This window comes from Pseudarthrobacter enclensis (assembly GCF_030811655.1).
Lineage (GTDB): Bacteria > Actinomycetota > Actinomycetes > Actinomycetales > Micrococcaceae > Arthrobacter > Arthrobacter enclensis_A.
On sequence record NZ_JAUSRE010000032.1, the window covers coordinates 1 to 17015 of the forward strand.

The window sequence follows — 17015 nt, forward strand, 5'->3', positions numbered from 1 at the left end:
AAAAAAGGACGCGACATCCCCGCCGAACTCGCCCACATCGCCCACGGCATCCAGGACTCCGGCACCACCCGCCAGGAAGCCGCCACCCTCCTGGCAGGATAAGCGCCGAAGGAACGTACGACGGCGGAAGGAAGCCAAGCGGCCCGCGGAACTATCAGCCGGGCCGCCGTCGGGCATTTTGGGTCAGCTGTTGCCGCGCACCACCGGGATGCTTGCCGTCGGCAGGCCGCTGGGGAACACGGTGGGCTCCGGCTGCGGGACCGGCGCCAAGGGCACCTCGACGGGATCCCCGCCCACCACCAGCCGCTGCCCTCGGACGTCCACTTCCAGAGGGGCGCCCTCCTGCACGGTGAGCGTGATGGAGCCGGGGGCAAGGCGGACCAGCAGCAGGCGCCCGCGGATCTTCAGATGGAAGGCCAAGCCATGCCATTCGGCAGGCAGGCGCGGGTCGAAGAACGGCACCTCCCCCTGGTCGCGGAGGCCGGCGAACCCGCATACCAGCGAGCTCCACACTCCCCCGGTGGAGGCAATGTGTACGCCATCGATGGTGTTGCCGTGGGTGTCATCGAGGTCAATGAATGCCGCGTTGGTGAAGTGGTCCAGCGCCTCTTGGGAGTAACCCACCTCGGCCGCCATGATTCCCTGCACGCAGGCGGACAGGGTTGAGTCTCCGGTGGTCAGCGGATCGTAGAAGTCGAAGGCACGGTGTTTCTCTTCTGCGGTGAAGTCCTGCCACTGCAGGAACATGGCCAGGACCGTGTCCGCCTGCTTGAGTACCTGGTGGCGGTAGATCACCAGCGGGTGGAAATGCAGGAGCAACGGGTACTTGGACCGGGGAGTGGTCCAGTCCCAGGGCTCCAGGGTCATGAAGTCGTTGTCCTGCGAGTGCACCTGCATGCGGTCATCGAACGGCAGCTGCATCCGTTTGGCGGCAGCTTCCCAGAGTTGGCGCTCCTCCGGCGTGATTTCGGCGTGCTCCAGGGCGGCCGCGGCACGCAGATTGAAACGGGCCATCACGTTGGTGTACAGGTTGTCGTTGACCACGGCGGTGTATTCATCGGGACCGGTGACGCCGTGGATGTGGAAGAGTCCGTCTTTGCCGAAGAAGCCGAGGGAAATCCACATCCGGGCAGTTTCGATCAGCAGTTCGGCGCCCATTCCCTCTCCGAAGGCGGCATCGCCGGTAGCCCAGAGGTACCTGTTGGTGGCGAACGCAATGGCGGCTGCGATGTGGAACTGGGCCGTGCCCGCGGCATAGTATGCACTGGCCTCCAGCCCGTTGATGGTGCGCCACGGGAACAACGCTCCATCCATGCTCAGTTCCTTGGCGCGGATCTTGGCCTCGGGAAGCATCCCGTGACGGAACTCCAGGACCTGCCGGGCGCCGTCGGGATTGGTGTAGGTGAGATACGGCAGCAGATACACCTCCTGGTCCCAGAAGTAGTGCCCTTCATAGCCTGATCCGGTCACGCCCTTGGCCGGGATGCCGGCAACATCGGCCCGGGCGGTGGCTTGGGCCAGCTGGAAGAGGTTCCACCGGATGGCCTGCTGCAACCCGGGCCGGCCGCCCTCGACCACAACGTCGGAGGTGGCCCAGTAACGGCGGAAGTGCGCCTCGCTTTCGGCAAAGACGTCATTCACCGTGCGCAGGCCCTCTTCCGCCACCGCGGCCGCGTCGATGTCCGGGTCCTGCACGGTGCGGCCGGCGGCGTAGCTGACGCTCTTTTCCAGCCGGAACGGCTCGTCGGCATCCACCGCGAGCACGTACCGGACGCTGCTGTCGTCCTGGTCAACCAGGGTCTCGAACGGCTGGTGCCCGGCGGAGGTCCAGTGGTCCACGGCGATGCCCACTTGTTGCTTGGACTCGGCCGCCTCCCACGACAGGCGCAAGGACCCGTCGCCGCCATCGAGCCGCAGGGGCAGCAGCACACGTCCCGCGTGCCGGCCGGCGCGGCGCGGGTCATGCACGGAGTGGTCCTCCACCGGCTGGTCCTGGCGGTTGATCACCGAGGAGGTGACGTCCAGTGATACCTGCCGGTCCGTAGCCACCTCAAGTGAGATGCCCAGGCTGCCCCGGGATGCAAAGCCCACCGCCCGCCGTTCGGTGGTTGTCACCGTGGCGCCCGAACGGCACTGCCAGGTGATGCGGCATTCGTAGATTCCCGTGCAGAAGTCGACTGTCCGCCGGTAGTCGAGAACCTCCGATTCGGCCAGGCTCAGGCTCTCCCCGTCCACTACCACGACGAAGTTATTGGCGTCCGGGATGTAGAGGATCCGCTGCCCCGTCCGGGCAAACCCAAAGGCGTTTTCGGCGTGCTTGATGTCCCAGATCTCGTGCAGTCCATTGATGAAGCTGCCCGGCAGTTCGGCGTCCGCCGCCGCCCAATGGGCGCCGCGGATACCCAGGTGCCCGTTTCCCAGGGCAAACAGGGTCTCCAGCGCTCCCGCGCCGTCATGTTCGTAGCGGGTTTCAACGAGTTGCCAGGGGGTGTCGGGGAACCGTTCGCGGTCCGCGGTAATCAGTGCCATGGTGGGGGTCCTTTTGGCCTTGCTGTGCTGCCGGGCTTGCCGGCAGCAGGAATTCTGGGGGAATGGGTACTCGGCTGCGTGCTGCAGGGGGAAGCCGCAGTGTTGCCCGGGGAAGGCAACGGGGGCTGGACGAAGGGTTTAGGGAATGAGTTCCTGGAGGTCGCTGACAACCAGGGTGGCGCCGGCATCCAGAAGGGTCTGCCGCCCCGCTCCCCGGTCCACGCCGATAACCGCATGGAACGATCCAGCGTGCCCTGCCTGCACGCCGGACACGGCGTCCTCTACGACCACGCACTCGGAGCTGGACAGGTCCAGCAGTTTGGCCGCGTACTCGTAGGTGGCCGGACTCGGCTTGCCGGGCAGGCCATGCTGAGCGGCCACCATCCCGTCCACCACGACGGCGAAGTGGTGGCTGAGCCCGGCGGCTTTCAGGACTGCGGGGGCGTTCCGGGAGGAGGATACGACGGCGACCTTGAGTCCGAGGTCCAGCGCGGCCTGGAGGAAACGTACCGAGCCTTCAAACGGCTCGACTCCGGCGCTCACGATGTCATTGAAGACCGCGTTCTTCCGGTTGCCCAGGCCATGGACGGTGTCGTTGGCGGGGTCGTCATCCAGCGGGCCTTCCGGCAGGGTGATCCCGCGGGAGGCCAGGAAGTCCCGGACGCCATCGAAACGGGGCTTGCCGTCGATATGGTCGAAATAGTCGCTTTCGCGGTACCCGGGGACGCCGGGCCGCGAGGCCAGGTAACCGTCGAAGAGTTCCTGCCAGGCACGCTCATGCACGGTTGCTGTGGGCGTCAGCACCCCGTCCAAGTCAAACAGGATTGCTGCGGCGCTGGTCCAGGCGGCAGTATCAGCTGCAGTTTGGTGTGTCATCGGCAGTGCGGTGTCCTCTCGGTTTGCGGACAGCCGGCCCTGCCGGGCAGCCTGAAGGAGGTGCCCTGCGCGCGTACGCATAGCATCGCCTCCTTGCCCGCCCACTGCAGGACCGATCATGGCCGTAGACGAGTGTAAGCGCTTGCAGTTTTGACTTGCAACTGTTTTTTATCAGTGCTTAGGCATTTCCTGGACCGCCCTGCCGGAGCACGTAATAACAGAGGAAAGCGCCGACGTCCACCATCTCCGTCCTGGACATGGCGTGCCCCATTCCGGGGTACGTCCGGGCGGTAAGCAGCGTGTTGCTTTCCAGCCATTCAGCGGTATAGGCGACCGCATCGTCGTTGATCACCAGGTCCGCCTTGTCCCGGCCCCAGAAGAAGGGCGGCCTGGCCTCGAAAGAGTCGGTCACCGAGAGGAGTTCGTTCTTGAGGACGAAGCCGGACAGCCCCACCACAGCCTGGTAGTCATCCGGGTGCAGTCTAAGCAGCGTGCTGGCCATGGCCATCCCCTGCGAGTAACCCATGAGGCTGACGCTGCTGTGCTGATCCCTCACGGATTTGACCCATGCCTGCACAGCATTGGCGGCTGAGATGACATCCGCAAAGTCGTTGGCCAGGAAGTAGTCGAGCAGGAACCAGCCCCAGTGGTCGCCGATGGGCATTGGTGCGCGCAGTGCCGCATAGGTGAACTCCTCCGGCAGGTGCCCGAACAGGCGCACCATCCGCGACTCATCCGTGCCGTACCCGTGCATCATCACCACTAAGGGGGTGCCGGCACGCTGGCCTTCCGGCTTGGACCACACAACTGTTTCCACTGGTCAAGCCTAGCGACGCAGGTGAGCTGCCCGGCCGGGTCATTGAATCCGGAACCCCCGGGCGGTAGCGTGACGCGTGACAGACAGCAGGCTTAGCTTTTTTGCAGTACGCACCACCCTTCCGTAACGCCATACCAGCGCCGCACATGGAAGCGGCCGTAAGGAGCAGGTCATGAGAATCGGTTCGTCAATCTTCCTTATCGCCCTCGGCGCCATCCTCGCCTGGGCAGTCACTCCCGGACTGATTCCCTTCCTGGACCAGCAGCTGGTGGGGTACATCCTCATGGCTGTGGGCGTGATCGGGCTGATTGCATCACTTATCCTCGCCTCGCCCGGCCGCAGCAGGCGGGTGAGCGAGTCCCGCTCCGTAATCGACCCCAACACCGGTGAACGCATCACCCGGCAGGAAACCCGCGACGGCGGCATCTGACCTCAAGCGGAACGGGACCAATTCCCTGCAAAGGCACCGCCGGGCCGAAGAGCCGGGCTGGACCACAGGCGTCCGGCCCGGCTTTTTTGCGCCCGCTACAGGGGAAGTGACAAGGAATCTTGTTTCATGTTGGTTTCCATTGACAAACCAACAGAAGCAAAGATAAAGTCAAGTAACTCAACACGAGAGTGATGCAGATCACGAGAGCAGCTACGCAACGGAGGGTAAGTGTTCGCCGAAGAGCGCCAGCAAAAGATTGCCGAGCTTGTAGCCGGCAGCGGCCGGGTCAGCGTGACCCTGCTGGCTGAGCGCTTCAGCATCACCACCGAAACCGTGCGCCGGGACCTGGCAGCCCTGGAAAACGCCGGAACCGTACGGCGGGTCCACGGCGGCGCAGTGGCGGCAGACCGCTTCAGCACCACCGAGGAAAGCGTCACCGAACGGGCCATCCAGCGGCCGGACCAGAAAATCCGGATCGCCGAAGCCGCCCTCGCACTGATTCCCCGGAACTCGACCGCCAGTGTCCTGCTGGACGGCGGCACCACCACCGAAGTGCTGGCAGACATGCTGGCCCGGCGCACCGCCGTCGAACCTTCCGACGGAAACGGGCAGCAGCACGAACTGGTAGTCATCACCCACGCAGTACCCATCGCCAGCAAACTCTCCCACGTTCCCGGTATAGCCCTGCAGATCCTGGGCGGCCGGGTACGCGGCATCACCCAGGTGGCCGTAGGCCAGGCAACCGTGGATGCCGCCGCCAGGCTGCGCCCGGACATCGCGTTCATCGGCACCAACGGCATCCACGCCACCTTTGGCATCAGCACTCCCGATCCTGAAGAAGCAGCCGTCAAGGCAGCCTTCGTCCAGTCGGCACGCCGCATTGTGGTGTTGGCCGACTCCTCCAAGCTGGACACGGAAACCCTGGTCCAGTTCGCCTCCCTGAAAGATCTGGATACCTTGATCACAGACAGTGAACCCGGACCTGAACTCGCAGCCGCCCTGGAAGATGCCGGCGTAGACGTGGTGGTCGCATGATCGTCACGTTCACGGCCAACCCCAGCCTGGACCGGACGGTAGCCCTCCCCGGGCCCCTGGAACGCGGCGAAGTGCAGCGCGCTCTCTCCGTCCGCCAGGAGTCCGGCGGCAAGGGAGTCAACGTTTCCCGCGCCCTGGTGGCCTCCGGGCTGGAATCCCTTGCCGTCCTTCCCGGCGCAGACGGTGACCCCGTCCTGGCCGGGCTGCGGGAAAGCGCCGTTCCCTTCGTGTCCCTTCCCATCGACGAGCCGCTGCGCACCAACGTGGCGCTCACCGAGCCCGGTGGCGTGACCACCAAGATCAACGAACCGGGCCCCGTCCTGGCTGCTGACCAGCAGGAAGCGCTCATCAAGCTGCTGCTGGAAAGCTCCCGCGGCGCCAGCTGGGTGGTTTTGGCCGGCTCGCTGCCGCCGGGATTCCCGGACAACTTCTACGCCACGGTGGCCCGGCGGATCCGGGAGGCGGGCAACGGCACAGCGCCGCTGATCGCCGTCGACTCCTCCGGGGCGCCCCTCGCCGCTGCCCTCACCGACAGCGGAACCTCCGGGGACAGCACCGTCTCCGGAGGAACAACCACGGGTTCCGGGAAACCGGACCTCCTCAAACCCAACGCCGAGGAACTGGCGGAGCTGGCCGCAGCCGCCGGTTTCACCCCGGCCTCCGGTGACGAACTGGAAGCGGACCCCGCTGCTGCGGCAGCCGCCGCAGCAGCCGTCGTACGTTCCGGCGTGGGTGCAGTGCTGGCAACTCTCGGTTCCAAGGGAGCTGTCCTGGTAACGGCCGACGGCGCGTGGCTGGCCACGCACCCGCCGGTCGCCGCGGTCAGCACGGTGGGTGCGGGCGACTCCGCACTTGCCGGCTACCTGCTCGCCCACGGCCGGGGCGCCGCCCCCGCCGACTGCCTTCGTCAGGCGGTGGCCCACGGTGCCGCCGCTGCCTCGCTGCCGGGCTCCACAGTTCCGGCAGTAAACCAAACCACCCCGGATGCCGTAACCATCACGGCCCTTCGAAAGGATTGACAGTGACCCAGCTCATCACCACGGAACTGGTCGAGCTCGACCAGAACCTGGGCAACGCGCCCGAGTCGGTGATCCGGCATCTGGCAAGCAAGGTAGCTGCCGCCGGACGCGCCTCTGAAATTGAAGGCCTCTTCGCGGACGCCTTCGCCCGCGAGCAGAAGACGGCCACCGGCATCCCCGGCGGCATTGCCATTCCGCACTGCCGCTCTGCCGCCGTCACCGTACCCACCCTGGCCATGGCCCGCCTGAACCCGAAGGTTGACTTCGGCGCCAAGGACGGCCCGGCTGACCTGGTGTTCTTCATCGCCGCTCCGGACGGGGCGGACCAGGAGCACCTGAAGCTGCTTTCCAAGCTGGCCCGGTCCCTCATCAAGAAGGACTTCACCGCGGCCCTGCGCAACGCCTCCTCCGAGGCTGAAATCGTGGAGCTCGTGGACGGCGCCCTGGCGGACAAGCCGGCGGCGCACGCTGCCGCCGCTCCGGCCGATTCAGTTCCAGTGGCCGCCGGTGTTGGCGCGGCAGGTGGTGCGAGTGCTGTGGGTTCGTCCCCGTCATCCGCTTCCTCCGGTGCGCCCGCAGGCTCCGGCGCCCGCGGCCCAAAGCGCCTGGTGGCCGTAACAGCATGCCCCACCGGCATTGCCCACACCTACATGGCAGCCGATTCACTGGTGGCAGCCGCCAAGGAAGTTGGCGTTGACCTCCAGGTGGAGACCCAAGGTTCCTCCGGCGCCAAAGCACTGGACCCCGCAGTCATCGCCGCCGCGGACGCCGTCATCTTCGCGGTGGACGTGGATGTGCGCGGCAAGGAGCGCTTCGCCGGCAAGCCGGTGGTCAACGCCCCGGTCAAGCGCGGCATCGACGAGCCGGACAAGATGGTCCAGGAGGCTCTCGCTGCTGCCGACAACCCGCACGCCCGCCGCGTCCCGCACTTCGGTGCTGAGGAACAGGCCGAGCATGAGGCCGAGGAAAAGGGCGAGCACATTGGGCAGAAGCTCAAGAAAGCCCTCCTGACCGGTGTCAGCTACATGATTCCGTTCGTGGCCGGCGGCGGCCTGCTGATCGCCCTCGGCTTCCTCATGGGCGGCTACCTGATCACCAAGTACGCGGACACGATCGTGGTCCAGAACAGCCTGTTCAACCTGCCCACCGAGTTCCCTGACAACGCCTGGGGTCCGCTGGGTGCCTACCTGGGTGCGGTCCTGTTCAAGATCGGTGCACTCTCGCTGGGCTTCCTGGTCCCGGCGCTGGCCGGCTACATCGCGTACGCGATCGCTGACCGTCCGGGCATCGCCCCCGGCTTCGTTGCCGGTGCAGTGGCCGGGTTCATGGGAGCCGGCTTCCTCGGCGGCATCGTAGGTGGCCTCCTCGCCGGTTACATCGCCCATGTGGTGGGCCGCCTGCAGGTAGCCCGCTGGCTGCGTGGCCTGATGCCCGTGGTGATCATCCCGCTGCTGGCATCCCTGGTGGCGTCGGGCCTGATGTTCCTCATCCTGGGCGGCCCGATCGTGGCCATCACCAAGGGCCTGAACGGCTGGCTGTCCGGCCTGACCGGTGCCGGCGCCATCGCGCTCGGCGTCATCCTGGGCCTCATGATGTGCTTCGACCTCGGCGGCCCGGTCAACAAGGTTGCCTACTCCTTCGCCGTCGCCGGCCTCGGCGCGGCAACCATCGACAACCAGGCCCCGTGGCAGATCATGGCCGCGGTCATGGCCTCCGGCATGGTTCCCCCGCTGGCCATGGCCCTCGCCTCCACCGTGCTGAACAAGAAGCTCTTCAGCCTCGCTGAGCAGGAAAACGGCAAGGCAGCGTGGCTGCTGGGTGCGTCCTTCATCTCCGAAGGCGCCATCCCGTTCGCCGCGGCCGATCCCCTGCGCGTCATCCCCGCCAGCATGCTGGGCGGCGCAGTGACCGGAGCCATCTCCATGGCGGCAGGCGTCGGATCCAAGGCACCCCACGGCGGAATATTCGTCTTCTTCGCCATCGACAACTTCCTGATGTTCGTCGTGTCGATCATCGTCGGCACGGTCGTCACGGCGCTGTCCGTCATCGCGCTGAAGCGCTGGGCAGTCAAGAAGACCGTTGATACGGTTGAACCGGTTCCCGTAACCGTCTGAGCCGGCAGGCCACACACCTCACCGGCCGCTGGACCCCCAGCACGCCGAAAGACAAAGGAGCAAAAATGCCAGAACGCACCGCAACCGTTGCCAGCCGCGTGGGCCTGCACGCCCGCCCGGCCGCCATCTTCGCAGAGGCTGCCGGAGAGTTCGACCTGGACATCACCATCGCCCGTGAAGGCGAGCCGGCCGACGAGGCCATGGATGCCGCCAGCATCCTCTCCCTCATGAGCCTGGGTGCTTCACACGGCGACGTGGTGGTCCTCCGAGCAGAAGGTGCCGGCGCGGACGATGCGCTGGAGCGCCTGGTGCAGATCCTGGAAACAGATCACGACGCCGAGTAGCAGCTTCGCCGCTTAGCGGCACCAACCCGCGCGGCCGCCGTCGAGCTTTCCCTTCATGGGAGAAGCCCGACGGCGGCCGCTTGGCTTTAAGCGTCTGGCGCCTTCACCGCGCCTCACCCAAGCAGGTCGCATTAGTTGTCGTTTTCACCCTTCAAAACGACAACAGTGCCAGTCAGTTGGGAGGAGCGGGGCGGGGGGTGCGTTCGGCGAGCGCCTTCACATCCGCCAGAAGCATGTCCCACATGCCCTTGGAATGCATCGCGGCTTCTTCGCTGGGATTGTTGTCCTGCGCCAGGGTCAGCCGGGTGGCGCCGTCGCGGTCCTCAAGCGACCAGTCAAGCGTGTGGTAATTTTCCGGCTTGTCTTCCTGCCCGGACAGCGGGCTGAAGTGGGTGTGGACCAGTTTCCGCCCCGGTTCGACCGCCAGGATCCGGCCCTTGTCCTGGTAGGCCTTCCCCTCCCACTCACCCCGCCAGGTGATGGGGCTCCCCACCTTCCAGTCCGTCTCCAGCGTGGTTCCAAACATGAACTCCTTCACCGCGGCTGGGTCGGTCATCACTTCCCACACGCGCTCCGGTGGGGCCTCGATGATGGTGACGGAGGTGGCCACGTGGTTTTCCGCCATGGTTCAGGCCTTTTTCGCCGTGAAGAGCAGGTACTCCCATTCCATTTGGAAGGGCGTATCACCGTGCGCGTCGCCAAAGGAATCGGCAAGATCGGTGAGAGCTGTGTCCAGGGCCTTGACCTTGTCCTGGTCCTCGCCGAGGGATTTGTAGACGGAGATGATGGGGCCGTAGTGGGACTTGAAATAGCGGACGAAGTCAGCGGGCTGGTGGAAGCTCCTCACGGTGAGGTTCTGCTTCCGGGTGTGGACGTCGGCGATTCTTTCGCCCATCAGTTCTCGGATGTGGTCCTCGCTCCCCCACAACGCCGCAGGCTGGGTGCCGGGCGGGGGCGGCGGAGCGAACGGCTTCAGGGCGGCAAACATCTGACCGGTGAATCCTTCCGGGGTCCAGCACAGCAGCCCGATGGAACCGCCGGGTTTACAGACCCTGAGCAGTTCGTCCGCAGCTGCCTTATGGTGGGGTGCGAACATCACGCCAATGCAGGACATCACCACGTCGAACTCCGCGTCTTCGAATGGGAGGGCTTCGGCGTCGCCTTCCTGCCACTCCAGGCTGACGCCCCGGTTCGCAGCTTCCTTGCGTCCCGCTTCGAAAAGCTCGGGGGTGAGGTCGCTGGCCACCACTTTGGCACCCATCATCGCCGCCGGAATTGCGGCGTTGCCGGTTCCCGCCGCTACGTCCAGGACCCGTTGGCGGGACTTGATGCCACAGGCCTCCACCAGGACGGCACCCAGTTCCAGGAGCATCTCGTCGGCAAGGGCGGGGTAATCCCCTGACGCCCACATGGCCCGGTGCTTCCTCTTGAGTTCCCGGTCCGCCTCCGCCCCCGCAACGTCTGTCTGATCGCTCATGTCCGCGCCCCTTTTCATGTCCGCCGAGGATGGTGACAGCGGGCTGTTGGCACAGCGGAGGCTGTGATGCGACTCATTGTGGGCGCGTTGCAGGCGCCTGTAAAGGGTGGGGCCGGGCAATGATTGGCGGGTACCCGCCGCCCGTCAGGCCGGTTTGCGCGCCCTGGTGGTCTTGGCGGCCGGCTTGGCTGCGGTCTTGGAGCCGGTGGATTTGGTTTCTGCCGCTTTGCTTCCCGTGGACTTGGAGGCTGTGGACTTTGCGGACGTGGATTTCGTGGCGGTGGATCTCGTGGCCGACTTGGCGGCAGGCCCGGAATCATCCGTGCCGGTCTTCGCGGCAGCCCTGGTCCCCGAAGACTTGGCCGCCGAAGCCTTGGTGCCTGACGACCTGCGGGCCGGTTTGGCTTCCTCCTCCCCGGCGTCCCCCTTCCCGTCGTCCGCTTCGTCGGCAGTTCCGGTGGCCGATGCACCCTCCCCGCCGCGTTTCCTGTCCAGGCTCCGTTTCAAGGCCTCCATGAGGTCGATGACCTCGCCCTTGCCGCCCTCGCCGGCTTCCACGCCGAAGGTCTCCCCGGTGTCCAGGGATTCGCCCTGTTCGAGCTTGGCGTCGATGAGCTGGCGGAGCTGCACCTGGTACTCGTCCGTGAAGGAATCGGGCTCGAAGTCCGCGGCCATGGACTCCACCAGCGCCGCCGACATGTCGCGTTCCTGTGCGGAAATCCTGATGTCGGCTTCCAGCGACGGGAACTTCGCCTCCCGCACCTCATCCGGCCAAAGAAGGGACTGCAGCACCAAAACGTCGTCTTTGATCCGCAACGCACCCAGCCGGGTCTTCTCCCGCAAAGCGAACTGGACGATGGCCACCCGGTCCGTGTCCTCCAGGGCGCGCCGCAGCAGCACGTAGGCCTTGGGCGACTTGGAATCCGGCTCCAGGTAGTAGCTCTTCTCGAACATCATGGGCTCGAGCTGCTCGGACGGGACGAACTGCACCACTTCGATCTCGTGGCTGTTCTCGGCGGGAATGGACTTGAGCTCATCCTTGGACAGGACCACTGTGCGGCCGTCCTCGTCGAAGGCCTTCTCGATGTCCGAGTAGTCCACCACCTCCCCGCAAACCTCGCACCGGCGCTGGTAACGGATCCTGCCCCCGTCGGCGTTGTGAACCTGGTGCAGACTGATGTCATGATCCTCTGTGGCGCTGTAGACCTTCACGGGCACGTTGACCAGGCCGAACGCGATGGCACCTTTCCAGATGGCTCTCATTCATACAGTCAACATCAGAGCAGGCCGGAGGTGAAGCCCCGTGGCAGGTAGCCGGGAACGTGTCCGGGTTGCGGGACGCGAACTGACGCTCACCAACCTGGACAAAATCATCTATCCGGAGACCGGCACCACCAAGGCCGATGTCCTGGCCTACTACGCTGCGGTGGCCCACGTCCTGATCCCGGCCGCCGCCAACCGTCCGGCCACGCGCAAGCGGTGGGTCAATGGAGTGGGCACGGAGGACCAGCCCGGTGAGGTCTTCTTCCAGAAGGAACTGGAGGACTCGGCTCCCGGCTGGGTGCCGCGGGCCGCCATCACGCACAAGGACCGGACCATCCACTATCCCCTGGTCAACGACGCCGCCACGCTGACGTGGTTCGGCCAGATCAACTCCCTCGAAATCCATGTGCCGCAGTGGCGGGTGGACCCGCACGGAACCCAGTTGAACCCGGACCGGCTGGTGCTGGACCTGGACCCGGGCGACGGTGCGGGCCTGCCCGAGTGCCGCGAGGTGGCGCTCCTGGCGCGGGCCATCCTGCAGGACGTGGGCCTGGACACTGTCCCGGTGACCAGCGGCAGCAAGGGCATCCACCTCTATGCGGCGCTGGACGGGAGCCAGAGCTCAGAGCAGATCTCCGCCTTTGCGCGGGAGTTGGCCCGGGCGCTTGAAGCAGACCACCCGGACCTCGCCGTCAGCGACATGAAGAAGTCGCTGCGCCGCGGCAAGGTGCTGGTGGACTGGAGCCAGAACAACGCGGCGAAAACCACGGTGGTCCCCTATTCGCTCCGCGGCCGGCCCACGCCCCTGGTGGCGGCGCCCCGGACGTGGCGGGAAATCGAGTCTCCCAAGCTGACCCATCTTGACTATCAGGAGGTGCTGAAAAGGGTGCGGGACGGCAAGGACCCGTTCGCCGCCGTCGTCAAGCCTGCAGCGGGGAGGGCCGGCGCTGACGCTGCCCTGGAGGAAGCGCACGACGGCGACGCGCGCCTGGGCAAGTACCGCTCCATGCGCGACCCCAAGGCCACGCCCGAGCCATTTGCGGGCCTTGCAACCGGGGGCAACAGCTTTGTCATCCAGGAGCACCACGCCAGCCGCCTGCACTGGGACCTCCGGCTGGAACACGAGGGCGTCCTGGCATCCTGGGCGCTCCCCAAGGGCGTCCCGGAGTCCGGCGGCAGGAACCACCTGGCGGTCCAGACCGAGGACCACCCCATGGACTACCTCACCTTCCACGGAACCATTCCCAAGGGGCAGTACGGGGCCGGTGAGATGACTATTTGGGACACCGGCACCTATGAACTGCACAAGTGGATCAACGGCAGGGAAGTCATCGTCACGCTCGCCGGGTCGCCGGATGGCGGGCTGGGCGGCATCAAAAAGATTGCCCTCATCCACACCGGGCGCGGCCAGGGCAAGGACGCCGAAAGCCAGTGGCTGATCCACCTGATGGACCAGGAGGAGCCAGGCGGACGACGACGGCAGCCGGCCCGGGCGGGAACAGAGCCTTCGCGGGATGGCGGCGGCGTGGAACCTGCCCCGGCTGCCGGCCCGGCCGAGGCCGCGGAGCCAGCCAGCGCCCCGGACCCCGCCGACGGTGCTGCCGCCGACCCGCTGGAATACCAGCCCATGATGGCCACGGCCGGGACCACGGCGGATCTGCAGGGCAGCTCATGGCAGTACGAGCTCAAGTGGGACGGCGTGCGGGCCATCCTGGTGGCGGACGCGGACCAAGTCAGAATATTTTCGCGCAACGGCAACGACGTCACCCGGACCTACCCCGAGTTCACCGAAAGGGCCTGCTGGCCGCCACAGCCGTTCGTGGCGGACGGAGAGATCATCGCCGTCGGACCGGGCGGCAAGCCCGACTTTGGCCTGCTGCAGGGCAGGATGAAACTGACCCGGGCCGCGGACGTCACCAGGGCCAGGGCTGCGATCCCGGTCCAACTGATGCTGTTCGACCTCCTCTTCGATGACGGAAAGGACCTCCGGCGCCTGCCGCTCAGCAAACGGCGGCAGCGGCTGGAGGACTTCTTCCGCCGCTCCGAGTGCCCCGTGGACCTGTCGCCGGTGCTGGAGGAGCCCCTGGACCTCCTGCTGGAAAGTGCCCAGGAGCTGGGGCTTGAGGGCATCATGGCCAAGCGGACGGACAGCCGCTATGTGAGCGGCCAGCGAACCCGGACCTGGATCAAACTCAAGACGGAGCAGACCCAGGAAGTGGTGGTGGGCGGCTGGCGGCCGGGAAAGGGCGGCCGCCAGGATACCGTCGGCTCGCTGCTGGTGGGGATTCCCGACGGCAACAAGCTGCAGTACGTGGGCCGTGTGGGTTCCGGATTCAGCACCCGCGAACTCACCGAACTGCGGCAGACCGTGGAACGGCTGGGACGGAAGACCTCGCCGTTCCACGAAGTCCCCCGTCCAGATGCCGCGGACGCCCACTGGGTGACGCCGGAGCTTGTGGGCGAGGTCACCTACAGCGAGTGGACCGGGCCCGGCAGGCTGCGGCATCCGCGGTGGCGGGGCTGGCGCGTGGACAAGGACCCGTCGGACGTGGTCCGCGAAAGCTGATGGGCGTTTTGGCTGTGCTGCAGGTTCGACGCGCATGCCAGGAAATGACGCGCACACTACTTGGCGCCCACCGAATTTGGTGGGCGCCAAGTACTGTGCGAATCGATATTGAAGGTGCGGGTCGCCGTCGAGGGGTCCGCTCCCGCCCTGGCTACGAGGAGTGTGGCATCTGCGGCCGGCCCGTGCGGTGAACCGCTGTCACGGCTGCCTCATGGCCCATCCGCCCGTGGCCGGCACCGTCGTCTTTCGGATGCCGCCGCTTCCCGTAGCCGTCGGGCCAGCCGCCTTGCTGGGCCAGCGGAACGCCGCCGATCGCCGCGGGTCCCGGTGCTGCGGCCGCATCCATTGCTGCCGCCAGATGGTCCGCCACCTCAGGCTTGAGGTGGAACTGGTTGGACTGTTCACCCATGTGGTTCTTCCCTTCTTTCCTTCGTTCTTCCTTGAAACGAACCGCCAACGAAAAGCGTCCGGGCGCGCAGACTACAGCCCGGAAAGAAGTGTGTTCATCGCTCTACCATAGGCACCTCGGCGCCTGCTGGGAAGCCCCTCCAAGGATGGTGGCCGCGGTCACTTTGGGGCCCGTTTCCCGGAAATCGACGGGTTGAAACCGGGCAACTTGGAAAATTTTTGGTAACAGTGCCATTGAGCAGCCTGCTTCCCAGTGATAGCGCGGGAAACGGTGGCACAAAAATGCCCCGGAACAGCCCGGGAAGGGGCCCAAAAGGGCGCACTCTACGCCATCAAACTGCCCGGACGCCAGAGAAATCCCGTAAAATTGAAGGCCTGCCCGGAGCGGGGCAGCTACAAGTCGCAAGCAAATGACCTCCACAGGAGTTGCCCAAATGCCCACAGACCGAAGCAAGACCGACTCTTCAGCAGGCGCCAGGAACGCCCGCGGAACCGACCCGTCAGCCGCTGCGGCTGCCAAGAAGCACAGGTTGCTGCCACGCCGCCGGCAAGGAATCCGATGTCAACGTGGTGGACCAGCCCATGCTTAAAAAGGCATTGGGCGGAACCATCGTTGGCAACACCATGGAATGGTACGACGTAGGCGTCTTCGGCTACCTCATCACCACCATGGGCCCGGTATTCCTTCCTGAGTCCGACCCCACCACGCAGACGCTGTTCCTCCTTGGAACCTTTGCCGCCACCTTCATCGCCCGCCCGCTCGGCGGCGTGATCTTCGGCTGGCTGGGCGATAAGATGGGCCGCCAGAAGATCCTGGCCACCACGCTGATGATCATGGCCGCAAGCACCTTCCTCGTCGGCGTCCTGCCGGGCTACGCCCAGATCGGACTCTGGGCAGCCGCGCTGCTGGTGCTCCTCAAGGTCATCCAGGGCTTCTCCACGGGTGGTGAGTACGCCGGTGCCACCACGTTCGTCAGTGAATACGCCGCTGACAAGCGCCGCGGCTTCTTTGCCAGCTTCCTTGACCTCGGCAGCTACCTGGGCTTCGCCATCGGTGCCGCCCTGGTCTCCGTACTGCAGCTGACCCTCGGCCAGAGCACCATGGAGGACTGGGGATGGCGCATCCCGTTCCTGGTGGCCGGTCCTCTGGGCCTCATCGCCGTCTACTTCCGGAGCAAGATCGAGGAATCGCCGCAGTTCCAGGCCACCCTTGACGCCCAGGAGGAAAACGCCAGGAATGCCTCCGCGGATGACACTTCCGCGGCCAAGGGCCCCGTGGGAATCGTCAAGGCCTACTGGCGGCCCATCATCGTTGCCATGGTTGTGGTGGCCGCTGCCAACACGGCCGGTTACGCGCTGACGTCCTACATGCCGACCTACCTGACCGATTCCAAAGGCTACGACGAAGTGCACGGCACACTGCTGACGATTCCCGTCCTGGTCGTCATGAGCCTTTGCATCCCGCTTACCGGCAAGCTCTCCGACCGGATCGGCCGCCGACCCGTACTCTGGATCGGCGCCATCAGCACGATCGTCCTGGCCATCCCGGCCTTCATGCTGATTGGTATTGGGCAGATCTGGTCCACCCTGGCGGGCCTGGCCCTGGTCGCCTTCCCTGTCACCTTTTACGTGGCCAACCTTGCCTCGGCCCTCCCGGCCCAGTTCCCCACGTCCAGCCGCTACGGCGCCATGGGCATCGCCTACAACTTCGCCGTGGCCATCTTCGGCGGCACCACGCCCTTCATCGTGGCCGCGCTGATCAGCGCCACCGGTAATGACATGATGCCCGCCTACTACCTGATGGGCACGTCCCTGGTGGGTGCGATCGCCATCTACTTCCTGAAGGAGTCCGCCAACCGCCCCCTCCCGGGGTCGATGCCGAGCGTCGACACCCAGGCAGAGGCAAAGGAACTGGTGGCCACCCAGGACGAGAACCCGCTGATCAACCTGGACGAACTGCCGTTCGAGACCCAGGACGGCACCGACCCGCAGGCACACCGCGGAGTCCCGGCCGGGGCCTGATTCCGGCCTTCGGGGCACGCTTGTAGCCCACGCCCGCAGGGCCGGATGTCCCGGGCCCGGATACCAAGCCGGCTGCCGGAGCCAAGGTCCACGCGACATGTCCCCGTGTGACTGC

13 protein-coding genes and 1 pseudogene are annotated in these 17015 nt (G+C 65.9%); 7 read left to right on the plus strand and 7 right to left on the minus strand.

What is annotated here, in order from left to right:
• Nucleotides 1–183 precede the first annotated feature (183 nt).
• The 3 genes from J2X98_RS20735 to J2X98_RS20745 form a co-directional block, all read right to left on the minus strand.
• On the minus strand, nt 184–2529 hold the full coding sequence (locus J2X98_RS20735; protein ID WP_141944181.1) for a glycoside hydrolase family 65 protein: 2346 nt from the start codon (nt 2527–2529) through the stop codon (nt 184–186).
• A gap of 138 nt (nt 2530–2667) precedes the next feature.
• Nucleotides 2668–3405 (minus strand): HAD family hydrolase, encoded by a 738-nt coding sequence (locus J2X98_RS20740; RefSeq protein WP_307312075.1) that lies wholly within the window; start codon nt 3403–3405, stop codon nt 2668–2670.
• Nucleotides 3406–3583: 178 nt separating this feature from the next.
• Nucleotides 3584–4222 carry an alpha/beta hydrolase gene (locus J2X98_RS20745; protein WP_307312020.1) on the minus strand — a complete coding sequence of 213 codons (639 nt, stop codon included), beginning with the start codon at nt 4220–4222 and terminating at the stop codon, nt 3584–3586.
• Nucleotides 4223–4394: 172 nt separating this feature from the next.
• On the opposite strand from J2X98_RS20745, the gene J2X98_RS20750 reads away from it, so the two are divergent.
• From J2X98_RS20750 to J2X98_RS20770, 5 genes are all read left to right on the plus strand, one after another.
• On the plus strand, nt 4395–4652 hold the full coding sequence (locus J2X98_RS20750; protein WP_141944185.1) for a DUF6458 family protein: 258 nt from the start codon (nt 4395–4397) through the stop codon (nt 4650–4652).
• A gap of 228 nt (nt 4653–4880) precedes the next feature.
• A complete protein-coding gene (locus tag J2X98_RS20755) occupies nt 4881–5687 on the plus strand; it encodes a DeoR/GlpR family DNA-binding transcription regulator (protein ID WP_307312023.1) in 807 nt (268 codons plus the stop codon).
• The gene (locus J2X98_RS20760) at nt 5684–6706 is read left to right on the plus strand and encodes a 1-phosphofructokinase family hexose kinase (RefSeq protein ID WP_307312024.1); all 1023 of its coding nucleotides are present in this window, start codon (nt 5684–5686) and stop codon (nt 6704–6706) included. The genes J2X98_RS20755 and J2X98_RS20760 overlap by 4 nt, the downstream gene beginning before the upstream one ends.
• A gap of 2 nt (nt 6707–6708) precedes the next feature.
• Nucleotides 6709–8820 carry a PTS fructose transporter subunit IIABC gene (locus J2X98_RS20765; protein WP_141944192.1) on the plus strand — a complete coding sequence of 704 codons (2112 nt, stop codon included), beginning with the start codon at nt 6709–6711 and terminating at the stop codon, nt 8818–8820.
• 65 nt (nt 8821–8885) lie between these two features.
• The gene (locus tag J2X98_RS20770) at nt 8886–9164 is read left to right on the plus strand and encodes an HPr family phosphocarrier protein (RefSeq protein ID WP_015935750.1); all 279 of its coding nucleotides are present in this window, start codon (nt 8886–8888) and stop codon (nt 9162–9164) included.
• 172 nt (nt 9165–9336) lie between these two features.
• On the opposite strand, the gene J2X98_RS20775 is transcribed toward J2X98_RS20770, so the two are convergent.
• The 3 genes from J2X98_RS20775 to ku all read right to left on the minus strand — a co-directional run bounded on the left by J2X98_RS20775 (nt 9337) and on the right by ku (nt 11904).
• Nucleotides 9337–9789 (minus strand): SRPBCC domain-containing protein, encoded by a 453-nt coding sequence (locus J2X98_RS20775; protein ID WP_307312026.1) that lies wholly within the window; start codon nt 9787–9789, stop codon nt 9337–9339.
• Between the two features lie 3 nt (nt 9790–9792).
• Nucleotides 9793–10641 carry a class I SAM-dependent methyltransferase gene (locus tag J2X98_RS20780; protein WP_307312028.1) on the minus strand — a complete coding sequence of 283 codons (849 nt, stop codon included), beginning with the start codon at nt 10639–10641 and terminating at the stop codon, nt 9793–9795.
• 144 nt (nt 10642–10785) lie between these two features.
• A complete protein-coding gene (gene ku / locus J2X98_RS20785) occupies nt 10786–11904 on the minus strand; it encodes a non-homologous end joining protein Ku (RefSeq protein WP_307312030.1) in 1119 nt (372 codons plus the stop codon).
• Nucleotides 11905–11944: 40 nt separating this feature from the next.
• On the opposite strand from ku, the gene J2X98_RS20790 reads away from it, so the two are divergent.
• Nucleotides 11945–14470, plus strand: a complete 2526-nt coding sequence (locus J2X98_RS20790) for an ATP-dependent DNA ligase (RefSeq protein ID WP_307312032.1) — start codon at nt 11945–11947, stop codon at nt 14468–14470.
• 151 nt (nt 14471–14621) lie between these two features.
• Here J2X98_RS20790 and J2X98_RS20795 read toward each other — a convergent pair whose 3' ends face one another.
• Nucleotides 14622–14879 carry a hypothetical protein gene (locus J2X98_RS20795; protein WP_141944201.1) on the minus strand — a complete coding sequence of 86 codons (258 nt, stop codon included), beginning with the start codon at nt 14877–14879 and terminating at the stop codon, nt 14622–14624.
• A 433-nt stretch (nt 14880–15312) separates the two neighbouring features.
• On the opposite strand from J2X98_RS20795, the pseudogene J2X98_RS20800 reads away from it, so the two are divergent.
• A pseudogene (locus tag J2X98_RS20800) lies at nt 15313–16900 on the plus strand (MFS transporter).
• Nucleotides 16901–17015: the final 115 nt, after the last annotated feature.

What these genes read in the sequence shown, in the direction of transcription:
- J2X98_RS20750 (WP_141944185.1), top strand. Translation starts at nt 4,395, where the DNA reads ATGAGAATCGGTTCGTCAATCTTCCTTATCGCCCTCGGCGCCATCCTC.
- J2X98_RS20780 (WP_307312028.1), bottom strand. Translation starts at nt 10,641, where the DNA reads ATGAGCGATCAGACAGACGTTGCGGGGGCGGAGGCGGACCGGGAACTC.
- J2X98_RS20775 (WP_307312026.1), bottom strand. Translation starts at nt 9,789, where the DNA reads ATGGCGGAAAACCACGTGGCCACCTCCGTCACCATCATCGAGGCCCCA.
- J2X98_RS20770 (WP_015935750.1), top strand. Translation starts at nt 8,886, where the DNA reads ATGCCAGAACGCACCGCAACCGTTGCCAGCCGCGTGGGCCTGCACGCC.
- ku (WP_307312030.1), bottom strand. Translation starts at nt 11,904, where the DNA reads ATGAGAGCCATCTGGAAAGGTGCCATCGCGTTCGGCCTGGTCAACGTG.
- J2X98_RS20760 (WP_307312024.1), top strand. Translation starts at nt 5,684, where the DNA reads ATGATCGTCACGTTCACGGCCAACCCCAGCCTGGACCGGACGGTAGCC.
- J2X98_RS20740 (WP_307312075.1), bottom strand. Translation starts at nt 3,405, where the DNA reads ATGACACACCAAACTGCAGCTGATACTGCCGCCTGGACCAGCGCCGCA.
- J2X98_RS20795 (WP_141944201.1), bottom strand. Translation starts at nt 14,879, where the DNA reads ATGGGTGAACAGTCCAACCAGTTCCACCTCAAGCCTGAGGTGGCGGAC.
- J2X98_RS20735 (WP_141944181.1), bottom strand. Translation starts at nt 2,529, where the DNA reads ATGGCACTGATTACCGCGGACCGCGAACGGTTCCCCGACACCCCCTGG.